A 17,537-nucleotide genomic window follows, 5' to 3' on the forward strand; every position below is an offset into this window, starting at 1 on the left:
ATGAACGCGCGGTAAAGCGGAGAAACGTTGGCCGTCGTTCGGGTTGCCTGCCACGTGTACAACCGTGGTAACTCAGGGTTACAGCCCCGGTTTTCGTCCTCCCGACGGGTGCAAGCACCGCCGTTATCCTCGACTGGGCAACAGGTCCGGACGGAGTTCATCATGAGCGATACACCAACAGACACCGAACCGGCCGGTCGTCGCGAAGCCGCGCGAAATACCATAAACACGGACGTCATGCAATGGCTGAGTGCTCTAGTCGCACTGATCGGCCTATACGTCGTCGCGTCGCCCTTCATCTTCGAGGCCACGGACGCAGCGGCGTGGAACGACACGCTCGTCGGCACGGCGATTTTCCTGCTCGCCGGGTACAACTTCTACCGGCTCTCGAGGGATCGACTGGCGAGCGTCGGCGCCGCGTCGCTGACTGTCCTGCTCGGCCTGTGGCTGTTGATCGCGCCCTCGTTCATCGAGATGGGAAGTGATCAACTCGCGACCGGTACCGCCATTTCCGGCGCGCTCGTGGCCCTCCTCTCGGCGTACAACGCGTACGCCAACAACAAGGCCGACGCGCCCGATCGCGCTCGTGCTCGCGCCTGAGACGGTCAGTCTTCTGTTTTGGTAGACGAATAGTAATTTCGGCTGCGAGTGTGCGTTTCCTCATCGATACGTCCAGGAAGCAGGTTGAGACAGCGGAAGTGTTCGTAGCAGACTATAGTTTCTATATCAAAGCTCGAGTCGACTCGACCCGCTCGAGTAGGGCATCGAAGCCACGCGACGAGTGAAAGAATAGCGACCGCAAAGCGAGTCGGGAAGCGGGAGTCGAACCAACTACGGGGCTTCGTTCGTCTCGATCGAGAACTCCCCGCGCGGGTAGCCGACGCACGTGAGGACGTATCCCTCACCCATCTCGTTCTCGTCGAGCATCTGCTGGTTGTCGTGTTCGATGAGTTCGTTCGCGTCACCCGAAATCTTGGCCGAACAGGAGACGCAACTGCCCTCGCGGCAGGCGTAGGGCAGGTCCCAGCCCTGGTCTTCGCCCTGGTCGAGTAGCGGTTCGTTGTTCGCGACTTCGATCGTCTCGCCTTCCTTGACCCACTCGACCTCGTAGTATTCGATTTCGTCCTCGGGAATGTCCCCGGGTCCGGATGCGGCTTCGCTCTCGCCCTCACCTCCCTCGAGTTCGGCGCCTGCTTCGCCGCCGACGGCTGCGACGGCGCCACCGCCGCCGATAGACCGGTTCATCGGCTCCGGGAAGTCCGTTTCGGGGACGCTCTTCGCACGGTGTTCGAGGACGTCCTGGGAGATGTCCTCGGTCGGGCGCCACGGGGTCCCGCGGGCGAGGTGAAGCACGGTCGCCCCGAGGGTCAGGGTGAGCCCGATGATGAGCCCCATCTGGCTGTAGTCCATATGCGTGGGATTTGGGTGCAGTGATTTATGTGTGTTGTTCTTTCCTCGAACGGTATTCCGACGGCTCGTCTCGTCGCCGACGGGATCAGCGCGGCGGACGATCGGTCGTCAGGTCGAGACACTGCACGTTCCCGGGCACCGACTCGAGGACGCTCGCCGGCCAGTGGCGGTGGCCCAGCGTGAACGCGCTGTCGGGGTTGGCATCGGCTAGTCGGGCGATCCCCGCGGCCGCCGCCTCGAGGGCCGCCCGATCCCGGCGGTCGGGCACCTCGGCCGCGAGCGGGTAGGTTCGCGAGAGTGCCCGCGGGAAGGGACCGAAGGGGGGCAGGACGCGCCAGGAGGCGTCGTACCGGTCCTCGCTCGAGGCGTCGCCCTCGGTGAGGAAGACGGAGTCCGGCACGTCGAGGCGCTCGAGCCGGCGGTGGTGGCGCAGGACTTCCGGGCGGCGGGCGCTCTCGTGGGAGGTGTAGAAGAACGTCCCCTTCGAGATGGGGTCGGTCCGCTCGAGTTGCTCGGCGTGGTCGAGCAGGGCGCGGTAGCCGTCGAGCATCGTCGGATGTGAACGAGCGCGCTGTTCGACCAGCTCGAGGAGGCGACCCGCGCGGATCGCGTCCTTGATCCGGCGGATTTCGGCGAAGCTGACGTGGAGGTTGTGTTCAGCGAGGGCGGTCTCGCGGGCGTCGTCGTCCAGTGCGGACAGGCTGTCGGGGTCGTGGCTCGTACAGATGGGGCAGGGACAGGGCAGGTGCGTCAGGTCGTCGAGGTGGCGCGTCCCCCAGACGGTGAGGTAGCGGTCGTCGCGGGCGTAGAGTGCGTAGGCGGCGGAGTCGAAGAGGTCGCAGCCGATGGCGGTCGCGAGGGCGAACATCATGGGGTGGCCCGCTCCGAAGAGGTGGACCGGCGCGTCGGCACCCAGTCCTCGCTTCGCGGCGGCCACGACATCGACCATGTCGTCGTATCGATAGTCGTTCATCAGCGGGACGACCGCGCCCACGGGAAACACGTCGAGGTCGGTTTCGTCGGCGTGTCGGCCCGCCCGCTCGCGCAGGTCGGGATAGGTCGAGCCCTGGACGGGTGCGTTGACGAGCATATCGCCGGTGTCGACGGCTTCGGCGGCCTCGAGGCGCTCCTGGGTGGTCTCGAGTTCCGTCTCGGCACGCTCGCGGGAGACGTCCGGCGGGGTCGGGATGTCCACGGGCGTCCCGATGTCAGAGCCGATCGCGTGCTGGAACTCGAGGATTTCCTCGGTCGTGACGGAGATGTCGCCGTATTCGGACAGCTGGAAGGAGCCGGAGTCGGTCATGATCGCACCGTCGAAATCCAGGAGGTCGTGGAGGCCGTCCTCGAGCGCCTGCTCGCGGACGTCCTGGCTGTTGTGGATGATGTAGGCGTTGGTGATCAGAATCTCCGCGCCGAAGTCCTCGCCCAGGCGGCCCGGCTCGATGGTGTCCAGGTGGGGGTTGATGACGGGGAGCAACGCCGGCGTCTCGACCGTGGTGTTGGCCCGCGGGACCGTCAACTCGCCGAGGCGGCCGCCGGCGTCCGTCGTCCGGATTTCGAAGCACTCGCGCATCGACCGAGTGTTGGCGAGCGCGCCGGTAAACGTTCCGTTCCGGATCGTCAGGACGAAGTCGGCCCGTCTAAACAGCGAGCCAATCCGTCGTCGCTCTCCTCACTGTTTCGGGTGAGCGCACTCGGATACGTCGTTGCTGCTAAAACATCATTATCGGATAGATCGATGGGACAGCACCGATTTCCCTCGAAGAAATCTCGTAACAGTCTCCTCGTTTTACGCCGGCCGTCAGTGACAGACAGGTGTCATGGTTTTACGAACACACACTCTGGGCGTCATCTTCGTCGCAGTACTGGTCGCCGTCGCGTTCGGTGGCGGCCCTGCATTGGCGGGTGCGACGACGGGCGTGAGTGCGGATGACGCGACAACAGAACACGTGAACGTATCGATCGAGAACGTACAGGTCGGAACCCTCGAACTCGAGAACGTCACCTTCGAGAACGTGACGATCGAGGAGCTCAATGTCGAGAACCTGAACGTCACGGGGGACGAACTCGAGCAAGCGCTCGACGGGAACGAGACGAACGAATCGGGGACTAACGACACTGATACGGAGATGGACACCGGCACCCAGGAGACAACCATTTCGGATATCGAGATCGAATCACTCCAGCTCGAGAACGTCTCGATGACCGATCTCAGTTTCGAGGAGGATGGAGTAGCCGGCGGTGATGGCGTTGACACCGACAACGCGACTGACGACAACCTCACCGACGACAACACGACTGACGACAACCTCACAGATGACGGCAACGAGAGCGACATCGGGACCGACGACCAGCAGGTCGTCGAACCGGATACCGACGAACTGGTCGTTCAAAACGCGACCATCGAGCAAATGAACGTCGGACAGTTTACTATCGAAGAACTCACCGTCGAGGAGAGCGGTGAAGGCATCATCGATCGAATCGGCGGCTTCTTCGAGGGGCTGTTAGGCGGCGGCGAGGAAGAGACGGATACAAACGAGACTGACGTCGGCAACGAAACCGACGACAACGAGACGGATGCCGGCCAGGCGGGAGAGCAGAACACGCAGGAGATCGAGGATCTCACTATCGAAACGTTCGACATCGATGAGTTGACCTTCGAATCGATGACCATCCAGTCGCTCGAGAGCGGTGACGAGACTGAAACCGACGACAACGAAACCGACCAGGATATGGACGGCACCGGAACCAGTGAAACGGTCGAATACGTCTCCGCAAGCGAGGTAACCGTCGAGAACTCCGCCGCCGAAACGGTTACCCTCGGCGACACCAGCGAACTCGAGGAGGCGCTCGAGGAAGACGACGCTAACGAAACCGGCATGAACGAGACGGAAACCGACTAGCCTTCCCGCCGTTCCCGAGCTGAATTGAGCGCGCCACGTGGGCGTCACCCGCTCACCTCGCGTTCGATTTTCTGAGCGCTCGAGCTTCGAGTATCGACAGCACTCCCTTCAACTCCCGGCACAGCCCTTCGATTCCACGCCGTTCGATCCGCTCGAAACGGTCAGGTTGGGACGGACACCAGACCCGGAATTGATACCGAGTCCCCTCGTAACGCCGGTATGTCCGACCGTTCCGTCTCGACCATCGAATCAGCACTCGAGCGCGCGACCGATCTCGAGACCGACGAGGCGCTCGCGGTCCTCGAAGACGCGCACCGAAAGCTAGCGGACCTCGACGATTCGCAACTCCAGGAGGCGGACCTGGACGTCGACCTCGAGGGCCACACATCGCCTCGGGAAGCCCTGGAAACACGAATCGAGCAGCGGATTCGCGAAATCAAGAACCGCGACGCCTACGACGGCGGCCTCGGGTCGGCGATGAACCCGGGCGACGACGACGCACCCTGAGCCGTAGGATGGCCAAACCGCCTTCAGTCCTTTTCCGCTCTCGAGTGAACCCGAGCCGAAACCGGCAGCGCCGGCCGAACACCTAGCGTTTAATCACCCTGCCGACCCCAGAATCGGGTATGCGAATCGCACTCCTCGGTGGGACCGGCGACATCGGCGAAGGACTGGCGCTGCGCTTTGCTCGGGACACCGACCACGAGATTCTGATCGGTTCTCGCGACCCGGAGAAGGCTCGAGACGCCGCCGACGCTTACGTCCAGGCGATCGAATCCGACTGCCCCGGCGGGGAGCCGACGGTCAAGGGCTTCGCCAACGAAATGGCGGCCGACCGCGCGGACGTCGTCGTCCTCGCGGTGCCGCCGTACCACGTCGGCGACACGGTCGAGGCGGTCGCCGAAAAACTCGACGCGGACTCGATTCTGGTTAGCCCCGCGGTCGGCATGAAGGGCGACGAGGACGGCCTGCACTATCACCCGCCCGGAACCGGGAGCGTCACGGCGCTCGTCGCCCAGCGCGCCCCCGACGACGTGCCGATCGTCGGCGCGTTCCACAACCTCGCCGCCGCGAAACTGTCGAACCTCGAGGCCGACCTGGACGTCGACACCCTCGTCGTCGGCGACGACGCCTCGGCGAAAGAGACGGTGCGGCGACTGGCGACGGAGATCGACGGCCTCCGGGCGCTCGATGCCGGCCCCATCGCCAACGCACCCGAAGTCGAGAGCGTGACGCCGCTCGTAATCAACGTCGCCCGGTACAACGAAGATATGCGCGACGTTGGTGTTCGATTCCACTGACCTGTACAGAGGAGCACTGGCACCGCTTCTCGAGGCGCCGATGAACGATGGCGTCACGGTACTGATTCTCGACGAGCGGTCCTCGACCGCCGACACCAGGACCCTCACCGACGCGTACGCGTCGATGAATCGATCTTGAGACGGAGGACGAAAAACCGATTTGGCCTGAGACGGAGGACGATACGATCACCGCCCTCCAGGCTTACCTCGAGCGCATCAGCGACGTCGACGTCCCGCTCGTCGATCGGAACGTACTCGTTCGTCACGGCGAAAAACGCGGAGAGAATCGTCCGTCCGAGCGACGAACCGATTTTCGGTCGCCCGGGCCTCAGCGCTCGGTCGCGGTCCTTACGCGCCGGCCGATTCGAGAGCGTCTTCGATGTCCTCGCGCTGGGTAACGCCGACGAAGCGTTCGACCACGCCGTCGTCGTTCTCGATGATGAGCGTCGGCAGCGAGCGAACCTGATACTCGTTTGCGACGTCCTGTTCCTCGTCGACGTTGACCTTCTCCACTTCGAATCGGCCGTCCCAGTCGTCCTCGAGTTCCTCGAGGATCGGATCCTGGGTCTTACAGGGGCCACACCAGTCCGCGTAGAAGTCCTTGAGCGTAACAGTCATGCCGTTCATCGAATCTTTCCGCCCGCCGCGCATAAGGGTTTCCCACCTGTGTATGCTTGCCGGAAGTCCGGGTGTTAGATGTGTAAGAGGTCCATACGAGCGGCCGTAGTGATCTGGGAACGATCGGCCGCATCCGAAATCTTTGGGCGAGCGACGCGACGATCGGTCGAAATCACCATCCCCAAAGGGACGGTGAGACGTACACGACTCGTATGGAGAAAGACGTGATCCGCGAACGAACCTGGGACGACCTCGAGTCCTCCGGAACGGCCCGGTTTCCCTACCCACCCCACGGCCGCATTCCGAATTTCGAGGGGGCGAGCGAGGCCGCGGCGGTGCTGGCCGACCAACCGGAGTGGCGGGCCGCAGAGACAATCAAGGCCAATCCGGACGCGCCACAGCTACCCGTGCGGCGGCGAGCGCTTCGAGACGGAAAGACGGTGTACATGGCGGTCCCGCGCCTTCGAGACGAGCGGTGCTTCCTGGAACTCGATCCAGAGACGCTCCAGGACTACGACGCGGCGACGACGGTCTCCGGATCGTCGACCCACGGCACCGCGGTTCGACCCGAATCCGTCCCCGACATCGACCTGATCGTTTCCGGAAGCGTCGCCGTCGCCGGAACGGGAACGCGGATCGGCAAAGGCGAGGGCTACAGCGACCTCGAGTACGCGATCCTTCGCGAACTCCGCCTGGTCGACGACGAGACAGTCGTCGCGACGACCGTCCACGAACGACAGCTGGTCTCGGGTCTCGAGGCGGATGCTCACGACGTCCCAATGGACCTGATCGTCACACCGGAACGCGTTCTCCGCCCGGACTCGGCAGACAGACCGGCGGGTATCGACTGGAACGCGCTCGCTGACGAACGGCTCGACGAAATACCGATACTGCGGGCACTTCGAGACGACATCGACTAGAGATCGATCTCGAGGGTGGGAAATTGCAGGGACGAAGGAGGCCGGTGCAGAGCCCCCGTCGTCAACAGCCACGAACCGGCCGGAGGAGGTGCAGGCCTCCGTCCGCGAACGCGGCGCGGCAATGGTGGGGAAGGGTGCTGTGGTGGGTTGCTGGAAGTCACGGGATCGACTAAGGCTTGGGGTGCCTCTTGTGGTGGGATTCGCCCGTCGACCTCCATCAACGACAACGAGTGGTAGTTACTTCAACGGCGGTGTCGGTCCACCCGATTCGGTCGGATTCTACCACACTTTACCCGGATTTAATCTGCCGAATTCAGGGGTTAGAAAGTTCATTAGCGGTATATTCCAAATCCACACGATCAATTGCAACGAATTTATTCCAGTTGCAGGCAAAATGTGCCAATCCCGCGGGAACTAGCGACGAGTGGTCACGGCGATGGCTCCCGGACGAGTTCGCTCGCGAGCACGTCGGGTGCGATCAGGGCCGGGTCGACCGCGAGATCGAGCTGGCCGCGTACGAACTCTGGAACCGTATTTCGGTCGTAGACGACCGTCCGAACGTCGTCGGTGAGATCACAGACGATCGGGATCGTCGTCGACTCGCCGACGTCAGTCAGGACGTACAATTCAGCGTCGACGATGCCTGCTTCCTCGAGTACCGGCCGGGTCAGGGGCCCCTCGAGCCGTTTTACGTCGGCGCCGACGGCCTCGAGCGCGTCGGCGATACCGTCCTCGTCGGGAGCAGTGACAATCGCGTTCATCGTGGCTGAGGCGACGGGCCCCGGGGGTTTGTGTGTATCGAAGCGGCACAAAACCCAGCGGGGAAGCCGCCGTCCCGGTCAGGGCTGGATCAGGGCGTAGACCGTGCCGAGAACGAGGCCGTAAACGGCGTGACCGACGAGGCTGAGTTCGCTGACGTTCGGAAGCGGCGGAGCGCCCGGGAAGCCGACTGCGTCGAGCCAGACCGGCATGACGAGGACCGCCAGGGCGGCCCACACGACGACGCCGTACAGCAGTCCAACCAGCGCGGTCTTGATACTCGAGTTCGTCCAGGTAGCGATCGGTCCACGGTGAACCAGCGCGGCGAAGACGACGCCGATAACGGCGCCGTGTGAGAGGTGGATCACCCAGCCCGCGAGTTCCGCAGGGTTCGCGGGCGTGGCCTCGATGCCGTACATATTCGGAATCGCAACCTCGAGGACGGGGTTCGGGATCATGGTCACCATGAGCGCGCCGAAGACGACGGAGCCGAGTAGTCCGCCGACGGCCCCGGCTTGCCAGGGCTGGATCGATGTTCGATTTGCGACGGCAGTCTGTGATGTGGTACCTGATGCCATGCGAGAGGACGTACAGTCCTCGAGGAACTACGTCTATCTCGGTGTGGACTCATCCATACACGACCGCGCGTGCGTGGCGACGGGAACAGACGGGGTAACGGAGAGAAACCGTTTTTCCCGTGGTCCTCGAACGGAGAACGAATGACGACGCCGTTGCGGATCGCGGCCGGCGAGCACCCGTCCGAAACGATTCTCGAGGCGCTTCGAGACGGACGCCGAGTCGTGATCACGACCAGGGCACTCGGCGAGAGCCACGACGTCACGCTCCGCGTCGTCGACGGCACGTACTACTGCGATACGCCGACTCGCCTTCACCGGCACGAGACGCTCGAGGAGATGCGAGCCTGCATTCGAAAGATGGGATACGCGAAATCGAATGCTACGGATTCAGCCGACTCGAGCGGCGACACGGAATCGGCGGACTCGGACAGCAGCGACGGAGACTGAGTACGATCGATACTCCTGCAGAGCGAGCGAGAGTTTTTGGCGCCACCGACCGCACGTGAACGCATGTCGAACGATCCACGCCATCGACTCGAGGAGTTGATGGAGCAGTCGGATCCGCAATTTCGAACCGTGATGAGTTGCGTCTTCGGAATCGAAACCCACGAGACGCGGACCTATCTGGCGCTCCTCGAGCACCCCGGGAGCACGATCGCGGAGCTGGCGTCGGTGCTCGACCGCGACCGAAGCACGGTGAATCGATCGCTGTCGACGCTCGTCGAACGCGGACTCGCGCAGCGAGACCGGCGGCTACTCGACGGCGGTGGATACGTCTACCAGTACACCGCCGTTCCCCTGCCCGAGGCGAAAGAAGCGCTCCACGAGGCGCTCGACACCTGGACCGCGAGCGTTCACGAGGTCATCGACGACTTCTCGTGAGCGCAGACGTCGTGATGACCACCGACGTCGCGATGGCCACCGGCACCGTGGTGGCCCGATAGCTCTCGACGGCAGCATCCGCAGCAACCCGCCCACTTTTCCCCGTTGGCTCCCTCCCGCCGGATAATGACTGATAGCCACGATCCATCGCACACCCTCTCTCTCACGGCCGACTGGGAGTCACCAGCCGAAACCGCGGCCGACGGTACCTGGCTCGAGTGCGTCGCCTGCGGCGAGACGTTCGCGCCGTTCGAGACCATCCGCTACACCTGCGACGCCTGCGACGGGTTGCTCGAGGTTCGCTCCGACGACCTTCCCACGTTCGACGACTTCTCGGGAACCGGGGTCTGGCGGTACGCCGAATCGCTCCCGCTCGACTCGGGCGTCACGATCCAGGAGGGGAACACGCCGCTCTACCGAGTTCCTCGGCTCGAGGCCGACGTAGGCGTCGAGACCCTTCGGATCAAACACGAGGGGATGAACCCGACCGGGAGCTTCAAAGATCGGGGAATGACCGTCGGCGTCGCCGTCGCCCGTGAACTCGGCGTCGACCGCCTCGCCTGCGCCTCCACGGGCAACACCAGCGCTGCCCTCGCGGCGTACGGTTCTCGCGGCGGCATGGAAACGCTCGTCCTCCTCCCCGCGGGCAAGGTCGCCGCCGGCAAGGTCGCCCAGGCCAGCCTCCACGGGGCGCGCATTCTCGAGGTCGACGGCAACTTCGATCGATGTCTCGACATCGTCCAGGAACTGGCAAGCCGTGGCGAAACCTACCTCCTCAACTCGCTGAACCCGTTCCGCCTCGAGGGCCAGAAGACGATCGGCCTCGAAATCCTCGAAGGGTTCCAGGCCGACTACGGGACCTGGCCCGACCGGATCGTCCTCCCCGTCGGCAACGCGGGGAACACTGCGGCGCTGTACAAGGTCTTCCGCGAACTGGTCCAGACGGGCGAACTCGCGGTCGAGGACGTGCCAAAACTGACGGGCGTGCAGGCCGAGGGGGCCGCGCCGATGGTCGAAGCGATCGAGAACGACGCGGACGCGGTGCGCCGCTGGGACGAAGTCGAGACGCGCGCGACGGCGATCCGGATCGGCAATCCCGTGAACGCGCCGAAGGCCCTGCCCGGGATCAGGGAGACCGGCGGGACCGCTGTCGCTGTCAGTGACGAGGCGATTACCGCAGCCCAGCGCGACCTGGCCGAGGAAGGGATCGGCGTCGAACCCGCCTCGGCCGCGTCGGTCGCTGGCCTTCGAAAACTCCGAGCACAGGGCGTCGTCGCCGCGGACGAACGCGTCGCCTGCCTCACCACCGGACACTTGCTCAAGGACCCCGACGCGGCCGCCGCGGCCGGCCGCGATCCGGAGCCGGTGCCCGCCGATACGGCGGGCGTCCTCGAGGTTCTCGAGTCCTGACTCGCTAGTCGGCGAAAGGGAGGCCGAACTCGAGCAACGAGACGGCGATTGCCGCCGTCAGTCCGCTGATGACGAACCACCCCAGGAAATTCCACCACGGAACTCCGCGGCGACGGGGTCCGGGGAGACTGTCGGTGTAGGTCCAGTATCCCTCCTCGACGCCCTGATGATCGACTAACAGATCGTACCCGGTCGCGAGCGCGGCCGCGAGGACGACGACATTCCAGCCGTCGACCGCGAGAAACGCGAGCCGAAGCGCGACGTAAATCACGCCGGTCCAGCCGAACAGTACGTAGAGCGGCACGCCCACGACCTTCGGGCCGACGTGGTGCTCGAGCCACCCGAGGCCGATGACGAGTGCTTCCGCGACGAACGCGATCAGCGCGCCGCCGACGAAGAACGCGACGGTCGCGCGCGTTGGCCACGTGAACGCCGCGTGCGTGAGGGCAATGACGCCGACGAGTACCGTCGTGAGTGCGAATTGGCGACTGCCTGGCATACGTCGTTCCTTTCATTCCAGGAACAAATACGTGCTCCCTCTAGCTCGGGGCGAGTGAGGGCGCACGATTCCGTCGAGAGAAACCCACGAACTGTGATCAATCCGGATTAACTAACCCAGTTCACATACTTAGCGCCCGTTCGAGCGGTCGATCGACGAATTCACTGATCCGAACGGAGTTAGCTGGCGAGTAACCCATCGACCCCCTCGCGTGCGTGAATGTCGTTTCTGGGGGAGCGTTATTGGTTCGAATAATTGCAACTCTATTGTTTTATTCCTGAAATTCGAGAGTGAAACGTTACAGAGCCTATAGCCAAATAGTCACTGTTCTCAGGGCCTTCCGTGAGTTCCAACGAACCACAGTCGGCTCGATTCGGTCGGAGATCGTATCTGAAAGGTTGTCTCGTCGGCGCCGGTTCTGCGCTCGCTCTTTCGGGCGTGACGTCCGCGTCTGACGATACACTCGAGGACCAGTATCGGACGGTTATCGACGTCACGGAGGAGGGGGCGGATAACACCGGGAACGAATCGGTGACACCCGTTATACAGCGGCTCGTCAACGACGACACGCTGCTGAAGTTCCCCGAGGGGCGTTACTACATGGACGAGCAGGTCCGGTTCACCAACTTCGAGAATGCCGGGTTCGTCGGGGACAACGCGACGCTGGTACCCGCGAACTACCACAATTTCGATGGACCGCAGTACCGTCTGTTCAGGCTCGGCACTGCCGATCGTCCTGGACGGGACCTGCACTTCGAGAACTTTACCGTGGATCAGAGCGCCAAGGACACGGGGATCCGCGTAATCAACGCGGAGGTCGAGGACGGCCTCTACGTCGGCAGAATCGGTATTTACGGCCTGCACGACAGCGGCACGTGGGGTCCGGGTCTGTTCAACATTACCGATCCGGGGGGATCGGGATTCGTCGAGTGTTTTCGTGCGAAAGCTGGCGGGGCCCACGTCGACGACACGCCCAACAGCGGGAACATGTGGCGCGGACCCACCGGGATCAGCGTCAACCCGAATCATCACGGGTCGCTCACGCTGAGTGACTGTACCCTCGGCGCGTTCCCTGACAACGGCCTCTACGAATCGTCGGACGACGGCGAACTCGTCGTCCAGGGTGGTCTGTTCAGAAACAGCGGCACCGCGTCGATTCGACTCTCCGGGAACAAAGCTACGGTAAACTACCCGACCATCATCGTGGACGACAATGCCGTGCGAGCAGCGGGCCAGCACGCGATTCGACTCGATCGTGGGGCCTCTTTCGAGATCGACGGTGCCGACATCAGGATTCCCGAACCGAACGGGGCCGCGATACGAGTGTTGGACGACGTCGACGAGGCGACGATCAGGAATACCTCGATTTCGATCGGTGACGGTAACAACTCGGGAATCCGGATCGATCCCGAGTCGGGGCGAACGACGGTCGAAAACGTCGACGTGGACATCGACGCCAGTGGCTACGCGTTCCGCATCCTCGGCGAGGACGCCGGCATCGTTAGTCTGCGAAATGTGAACGTGACCGGCGACGCGACCAGGTCGCCGATCCGGCACACGATCTACTGTGAGCGAAGCAACTGCCGGTTCCACGACCTGTCGATCGACCAGCCCGGTGATGGCCGCGGGGGACTCGAGCTCCGCGGTGACAACTACCACATTACCGACGGCGAGTTCACGACGGATGATATTCCCATCGTCGTCAACGGTTCCGACGACGTGGTGATCGAAGACAGTTACAGCGAGTCCTACGAGGGCGAGGCCTCCCTGCTCATCCTCGACGGTTCGAGTAACGTCTCGCTTCAGAACAACGACTTCCCCGGCGGCGTGAAAGACACCCGGTAACGGTAGTCGGGCCGCTGTTGGCCTGCGTTTTTTGGAGCACACTCGAAGGGAGTGACGGAGTCTTCCACCGGAGGGTTACGTCCACGAGAGCGTTCTAACGGAACCTCCGCTGAGACTACGTTCACGAGAGCGTCCTGACTGAGCCTCCGTCCAGAGGTACGTCCAAAGAACGTCCTGACGGAGTCTTTCGCGAGCGAAAGGCACGTCAGGACCGAACCCGCAGCGAGCGCTGAGCAACGCGAAGCGCTCGCCAGAAGTGAGCGTCCTGACGGAGATTTGAACTCCGGTCCCTGGCTCCGCAAGCCAAGAGGATAGTCCACTACCCTACCAGGACTCATCTCATGGTTACCCGGAGTCGGTTAAAGCCCTTTCGAAAGGGAGGCGGTGTCGCTGTCGATTCTGTGGGACGTGACCGCAGCGCACAGCTCTCGAGTCACTACCTCGAGTCCGTCACGAATCGCTCGCGAGTCACTCACGAGTCAGGATTCCGAACCACGTTCTAGGTCACGACCTCGAGCACCAGCGCACGCTCGACACCGACCGTCGGCGGCCGACGGTTTAAATACGATCCCGCGGCAGATCCCGGTATGAACGACCGAATCCGGCGACGACCGCAAATGGACAATGCTTATGCGCGGGCTACCCATGCACGAGCATAGAATGAGCGAGATCGAGGGTATCTACGAAGACCTCGAGGCCGACGTCTCCCTCGAGGAGTTCCAGGAGGCCGTCGAGGCCAAAGTCGAGCAGATGGGTGGGCTCGCCGACGAGGAAACGGCAGCGATGCTCATCGCACACGAACTCGGCGAGAGCGAGGTCACCGGCGTCGCGGACATCGAACCGGGGATGGAGGAAGCGAAGTTCACGGCGAAGGTCGTGAAAATCGGCGACATCCGCACGTTCGAACGCGACGGCGAGGACGAGGACGGGCGCGTCGTCAACGTCGAAGTCGCCGACGAAACCGGGAGCGTCCGGGCCGCGTTTTGGGACGAACACGCCCAAGCGGCCGTCGACGAACTCGAGGAGGGACAGGTTTTGAAGATCAAGGGCCGCCCGAAGGAGGGGTTCAGCGGCGTCGAAGTGAGCGTCGACGACGTCGAACCGGACGACGACACCGAGATCGACGTCCAAATCTCCGACACCTACACCGTCGAGGCGCTCTCGCTCGGCCTCTCGGACGTGAATCTCGTTGGCGTCGTCCTCGACACCGACGCCGTCCGAACGTTCGACCGGGACGACGGCTCGGAGGGGAAGGTGGCCAACCTCACCCTCGGCGACTCGACCGGACGCGTCCGGGTCACCCTCTGGGACGAGCGAGCCGACCTCGCCGAGGAGTTCGCTCCCGGGGACACGGTCGAGGTCGTCGACGGCTACGTGCGCGACCGTGACGGCTCGCTCGAACTCCACGTCGGCAACCGCGGCGCCGTCGAGGAAGTTGAGGCAGACGTCGAGTACGTCCCCGAGAGTACGCCGATCGAATCCCTCGAGATCGGGGACACGGTCGACATCGCGGGCGTCGTTCGATCCGCGGACCCGAAACGCACGTTCGACAGGGACGACGGCTCGGAGGGACAGGTTCGAAACATCCGCGTCCAGGACGCGACGGGCGACATCCGCGTCGCCATGTGGAGTGAGAAGGCCGACGTCGACATCGGTCCCGGCGACGAGGTCGCGCTGGCGGACGTCGAGATTAAAGACGGCTGGCAGGACGACCTCGAGGCCTCCGCCGGGTGGCGCTCGACCGTGACGGTGCTCGGCGAGGGCGGTGGCGGTGGTGCCAGCGCCGACTCGAGCGACGGCGGGAGCGAGTCGGCCGGGCTCTCAGCGTTCGCGGACGGCGATGCCGGCGGGGCGAACGCGGCTAAAGACGGTGAAGGTGGCGATACAGACGGGACAGGTGATGCTGCCGATACCGCCAACGCCGACGACACCAACGACGCCAACGACCCCAACGACCCCGAAGACGGCGAACAGATCGAGTTCACCGGCGTCGTCGTCCAGGCCGGCGATCCGGTTGTCCTCGACGACGGCGAGACGACGATGAGCGTCGAGACGAGCGCCGACGTCGGCCTCGGGGAAGAAGTGACGGCACGTGGCCAAGTCAGCGACGGGCGACTCGAGGCCGACGAGGTCTTCTGAGCGGGCACGCCCGTAGCCTGTACGAAAAGCGTTAAGAAGGTCAACTTCGGCTATCTGTGTATGAACGTCGAACTCCCGTTCGCTCCGGTGGACACGATAATTCGACGGAACGCGGGGGACCTTCGGGTGAGCGCCGGTGCGGCGGAGGAACTGGCCAGGGAGATTCAGGCTCACGGTGCCCGGCTAGCGATCGACGCGGCCGAGCGAGCGACCGCGGACGGCCGGAAGACGCTGATGGCCGAGGACTTCGAGGTCGAAACCGTCGTCGACAAGGACGACCTCGAGTTACCGGTCGCCCCGGTCGATCGGATCGCGCGCATCGACATCGACGAACACTATCGCGTCTCCATGGACGCCCGCATCGCGCTCGCGGACATTCTCGAGGACTACGCCGACAACGTCGCCCGCGCGGCGGCGACGCTCGCCCATCACGCCGACCGACGGACGATCACGGCCGACGACATCGAGACGTACTTCGCACTCTTCCAGTAATCACATGCGCTTTGGGTACAGCTCCACCTGCCTCGAACACGACCCCGGCCCGCGCCACCCGGAGACGCCGGACCGCCTCCGGGCGATTCGCGAGGGACTGAAGCGAAAACACGGCGTCGAGTACGTCGACGTCGATCCGCTGTCAATAGACACCATCGCTGCGATTCACGACCGATCGTATCTCGAGGACGTTCGCGAGTTCTGTGCCGACGGCGGCGGTAGCTGGGACCCGGACACGAGCGCCGTCGAAGAGACGTGGGACGCGGTCCGGGCCAGCGCCGGCCTCGCGTGCTGGGCGGCCGAACGCGCCCTCGAGGGCGACGACGGTCGGAAGACGCCGTTCTCGCTGGGTCGGCCGCCGGGTCACCACGCCGTCTACGACGACGCGATGGGGTTCTGTTTCGTCAACAACGTCGCAGTCGCGGCCCAGTATGCCATCGACGAGTACGACGTCGACCGCGTCGCGATCATCGACTGGGACGTCCACCACGGCAACGGAACCCAGGACCTGTTCTACGAGCGCGACGACGTGTTCTTCGTTTCGCTCCACGAGAAGGGGCTGTATCCCGGGACGGGGGACGTCGACGAGACCGGGACCGACACGGGCGAGGGGACGTCCATGAACGTCCCGATGCCCGCCGGCGCACACGACGGCGACTACCTCGAGGCGCTCGACGGCGTCATCGCCCCGGTGCTCGAGGAGTACGACCCCGGACTCGTCCTCGCAAGCGCCGGCTTCGACGCCCACCGCCACGACCCCATTTCGCGCGTACGCCTGTCGACCGAAGCGTACGCACTCATGACCGATCGGCTCCGGACGCTGACCGAAGACGTCGACGCGGCCCTCGCGTTCGTCCTGGAGGGAGGCTACGGCCTGGAGGTGCTCGCCGACAGCGTCGCGCTGGTCCACGAGACGTTCGATGGGCGCGACCCGCTCGGCCCGGACGACCCGGTGAGCGACGACGTCGCCGCGGTGCTCGAGGAGGTACGCGAGGCACACGGCCTCGAGTAGCGTCGCCGCGAATCGATTCACCGATGAGAATCAGGTCGTGCCAATCGAACGACTGGATAGAAGCCAACACACTCATTAGAACTGACTCGCCAGATAGCACACGATGAATCGCAGAGACGTTCTCGCGGGGACCGGCGCCGTCGGCCTCGCGAGTCTCTCGGGGTGTCTGGGTGTACTGGGACTTGCTGAACACGAATCGGCGCCGGCCGGCGTCGACCAGTCGGTGCTCGAGGAGGCTGGCTACCAAGAGATCAGGACCGAACCGTTGGGCGTCGAAGAGAACGTCGACTTGCTCCTCTACAGCGAAACGGTGACCGTGACGAACTACCTGACGGAGTACGACAAGAGCGTCGACCTCGGGCCCCTCGGGAGTCTTCGCGCGGCCGTCTTCAACGTGCTAACGACGCCGCAGGTCGATGTCCTCGGGCAGGAACTCAACCCGGTCGAGGAGATGTCGACGGAGGAGGTCATGGCGCTCGTCAAGAACAACTACGACGGGTTCAGTAACGTTACCCACGACGCCGACGAGACGGTGGCGGTGCTCGACCAGGAGACGAGGATGTCGCGGTTCAGCGCGAGCGCGAACTTCGACGGTGCCGACCTCGACGTGTTCATTCACGTCACCGAAGCGATCCAGACCAGCGAGGATCACCTCGTGGCGATCGGCGTCTACCCGGAACAGATCCAGGGGCGAGAAGAACCGAACGTGTTCTCGCTCGTCGAGGGCGTTATCGAGGACGCAGGCGACGCCGAGTGAGACGGCGCCGGT

General features: G+C 63.9%; 19 protein-coding genes and 1 tRNA gene. 13 read left to right on the forward strand and 7 right to left on the reverse strand.

Annotation, left to right across the window (positions count from 1 at the left end; all coding sequences use genetic code 11):
* The first annotated feature begins 162 nt into the window (after positions 1-162).
* Positions 163-600, forward strand: coding sequence for an SPW repeat protein (locus tag NGM29_RS01740; protein ID WP_254158545.1), 438 nt, complete (start codon positions 163-165; stop codon positions 598-600).
* 231 nt (positions 601-831) lie between these two features.
* Here NGM29_RS01740 and NGM29_RS01745 read toward each other — a convergent pair whose 3' ends face one another.
* Positions 832-1,410 (reverse strand): 2Fe-2S iron-sulfur cluster-binding protein, encoded by a 579-nt coding sequence (locus NGM29_RS01745; RefSeq protein ID WP_254158546.1) that lies wholly within the window; start codon positions 1,408-1,410, stop codon positions 832-834.
* A gap of 85 nt (positions 1,411-1,495) precedes the next feature.
* Positions 1,496-2,983 carry a tRNA guanosine(15) transglycosylase TgtA gene (gene tgtA / locus NGM29_RS01750; RefSeq protein WP_254158547.1) on the reverse strand — a complete coding sequence of 496 codons (1,488 nt, stop codon included), beginning with the start codon at positions 2,981-2,983 and terminating at the stop codon, positions 1,496-1,498.
* A 247-nt stretch (positions 2,984-3,230) separates the two neighbouring features.
* On the opposite strand from tgtA, the gene NGM29_RS01755 reads away from it, so the two are divergent.
* The 3 genes from NGM29_RS01755 to npdG all read left to right on the forward strand — a co-directional run bounded on the left by NGM29_RS01755 (position 3,231) and on the right by npdG (position 5,614).
* Positions 3,231-4,313 carry a hypothetical protein gene (locus NGM29_RS01755; protein WP_254158548.1) on the forward strand — a complete coding sequence of 361 codons (1,083 nt, stop codon included), beginning with the start codon at positions 3,231-3,233 and terminating at the stop codon, positions 4,311-4,313.
* A gap of 219 nt (positions 4,314-4,532) precedes the next feature.
* A complete protein-coding gene (locus NGM29_RS01760) occupies positions 4,533-4,820 on the forward strand; it encodes a hypothetical protein (protein WP_254158549.1) in 288 nt (95 codons plus the stop codon).
* Between the two features lie 119 nt (positions 4,821-4,939).
* Positions 4,940-5,614 carry an NADPH-dependent F420 reductase gene (gene npdG / locus NGM29_RS01765; RefSeq protein ID WP_254158550.1) on the forward strand — a complete coding sequence of 225 codons (675 nt, stop codon included), beginning with the start codon at positions 4,940-4,942 and terminating at the stop codon, positions 5,612-5,614.
* 348 nt (positions 5,615-5,962) lie between these two features.
* Here npdG and NGM29_RS01770 read toward each other — a convergent pair whose 3' ends face one another.
* A complete protein-coding gene (locus NGM29_RS01770) occupies positions 5,963-6,232 on the reverse strand; it encodes a thioredoxin family protein (RefSeq protein ID WP_253430898.1) in 270 nt (89 codons plus the stop codon).
* A gap of 212 nt (positions 6,233-6,444) precedes the next feature.
* On the opposite strand from NGM29_RS01770, the gene NGM29_RS01775 reads away from it, so the two are divergent.
* Entirely contained in the window at positions 6,445-7,152 is a 708-nt protein-coding gene (locus NGM29_RS01775; RefSeq protein WP_254158551.1) for a 5-formyltetrahydrofolate cyclo-ligase, read from the forward strand.
* Between the two features lie 428 nt (positions 7,153-7,580).
* Here NGM29_RS01775 and NGM29_RS01780 read toward each other — a convergent pair whose 3' ends face one another.
* Positions 7,581-7,913, reverse strand: a complete 333-nt coding sequence (locus NGM29_RS01780) for a DUF7126 family protein (protein ID WP_254158552.1) — start codon at positions 7,911-7,913, stop codon at positions 7,581-7,583.
* A 78-nt stretch (positions 7,914-7,991) separates the two neighbouring features.
* Positions 7,992-8,489 carry a DUF6789 family protein gene (locus NGM29_RS01785; protein WP_254158553.1) on the reverse strand — a complete coding sequence of 166 codons (498 nt, stop codon included), beginning with the start codon at positions 8,487-8,489 and terminating at the stop codon, positions 7,992-7,994.
* A 141-nt stretch (positions 8,490-8,630) separates the two neighbouring features.
* On the opposite strand from NGM29_RS01785, the gene NGM29_RS01790 reads away from it, so the two are divergent.
* The 3 genes from NGM29_RS01790 (at position 8,631) to thrC (ending at position 10,781) form a co-directional block, all read left to right on the forward strand.
* Complete coding sequence (locus NGM29_RS01790; RefSeq protein ID WP_254158554.1) at positions 8,631-8,936, forward strand: DUF8001 family protein; 306 nt, start codon at positions 8,631-8,633, stop codon at positions 8,934-8,936.
* 63 nt (positions 8,937-8,999) lie between these two features.
* Positions 9,000-9,371 carry a helix-turn-helix domain-containing protein gene (locus tag NGM29_RS01795; protein WP_254158555.1) on the forward strand — a complete coding sequence of 124 codons (372 nt, stop codon included), beginning with the start codon at positions 9,000-9,002 and terminating at the stop codon, positions 9,369-9,371.
* A gap of 126 nt (positions 9,372-9,497) precedes the next feature.
* Positions 9,498-10,781: a threonine synthase gene (gene thrC / locus NGM29_RS01800; RefSeq protein ID WP_254158556.1), complete on the forward strand. Its 1,284-nt coding sequence runs from the start codon at positions 9,498-9,500 to the stop codon at positions 10,779-10,781.
* A 4-nt stretch (positions 10,782-10,785) separates the two neighbouring features.
* Here the strand turns inward: thrC and NGM29_RS01805 are convergent, their stop codons facing one another.
* Positions 10,786-11,280: a carotenoid biosynthesis protein gene (locus NGM29_RS01805; protein WP_254158557.1), complete on the reverse strand. Its 495-nt coding sequence runs from the start codon at positions 11,278-11,280 to the stop codon at positions 10,786-10,788.
* A 438-nt stretch (positions 11,281-11,718) separates the two neighbouring features.
* Here NGM29_RS01805 and NGM29_RS01810 point away from each other — a divergent pair, with 438 nt between their 5' ends.
* Positions 11,719-13,125, forward strand: coding sequence for a hypothetical protein (locus NGM29_RS01810; RefSeq protein WP_254158558.1), 1,407 nt, complete (start codon positions 11,719-11,721; stop codon positions 13,123-13,125).
* Positions 13,126-13,386: 261 nt separating this feature from the next.
* Here NGM29_RS01810 and NGM29_RS01815 read toward each other — a convergent pair.
* Positions 13,387-13,459 (reverse strand) — tRNA-Arg (locus NGM29_RS01815).
* 326 nt (positions 13,460-13,785) lie between these two features.
* Here NGM29_RS01815 and NGM29_RS01820 point away from each other — a divergent pair.
* The 4 genes from NGM29_RS01820 (at position 13,786) to NGM29_RS01835 (ending at position 17,525) form a co-directional block, all read left to right on the forward strand.
* Complete coding sequence (locus NGM29_RS01820) at positions 13,786-15,264, forward strand: single-stranded DNA binding protein (protein ID WP_254158559.1); 1,479 nt, start codon at positions 13,786-13,788, stop codon at positions 15,262-15,264.
* Positions 15,265-15,324: 60 nt separating this feature from the next.
* Positions 15,325-15,756: a histone gene (locus NGM29_RS01825; RefSeq protein ID WP_254158560.1), complete on the forward strand. Its 432-nt coding sequence runs from the start codon at positions 15,325-15,327 to the stop codon at positions 15,754-15,756.
* A 4-nt stretch (positions 15,757-15,760) separates the two neighbouring features.
* Positions 15,761-16,768 (forward strand): histone deacetylase family protein, encoded by a 1,008-nt coding sequence (locus tag NGM29_RS01830; protein ID WP_254158561.1) that lies wholly within the window; start codon positions 15,761-15,763, stop codon positions 16,766-16,768.
* Positions 16,769-16,871: 103 nt separating this feature from the next.
* Entirely contained in the window at positions 16,872-17,525 is a 654-nt protein-coding gene (locus tag NGM29_RS01835) for a DUF6517 family protein (protein WP_254158562.1), read from the forward strand.
* Positions 17,526-17,537: the final 12 nt, after the last annotated feature.

It is taken from the genome of Natronosalvus rutilus, assembly GCF_024204665.1.
Taxonomy (GTDB): Archaea; Halobacteriota; Halobacteria; order Halobacteriales; family Natrialbaceae; genus Natronosalvus; species Natronosalvus rutilus.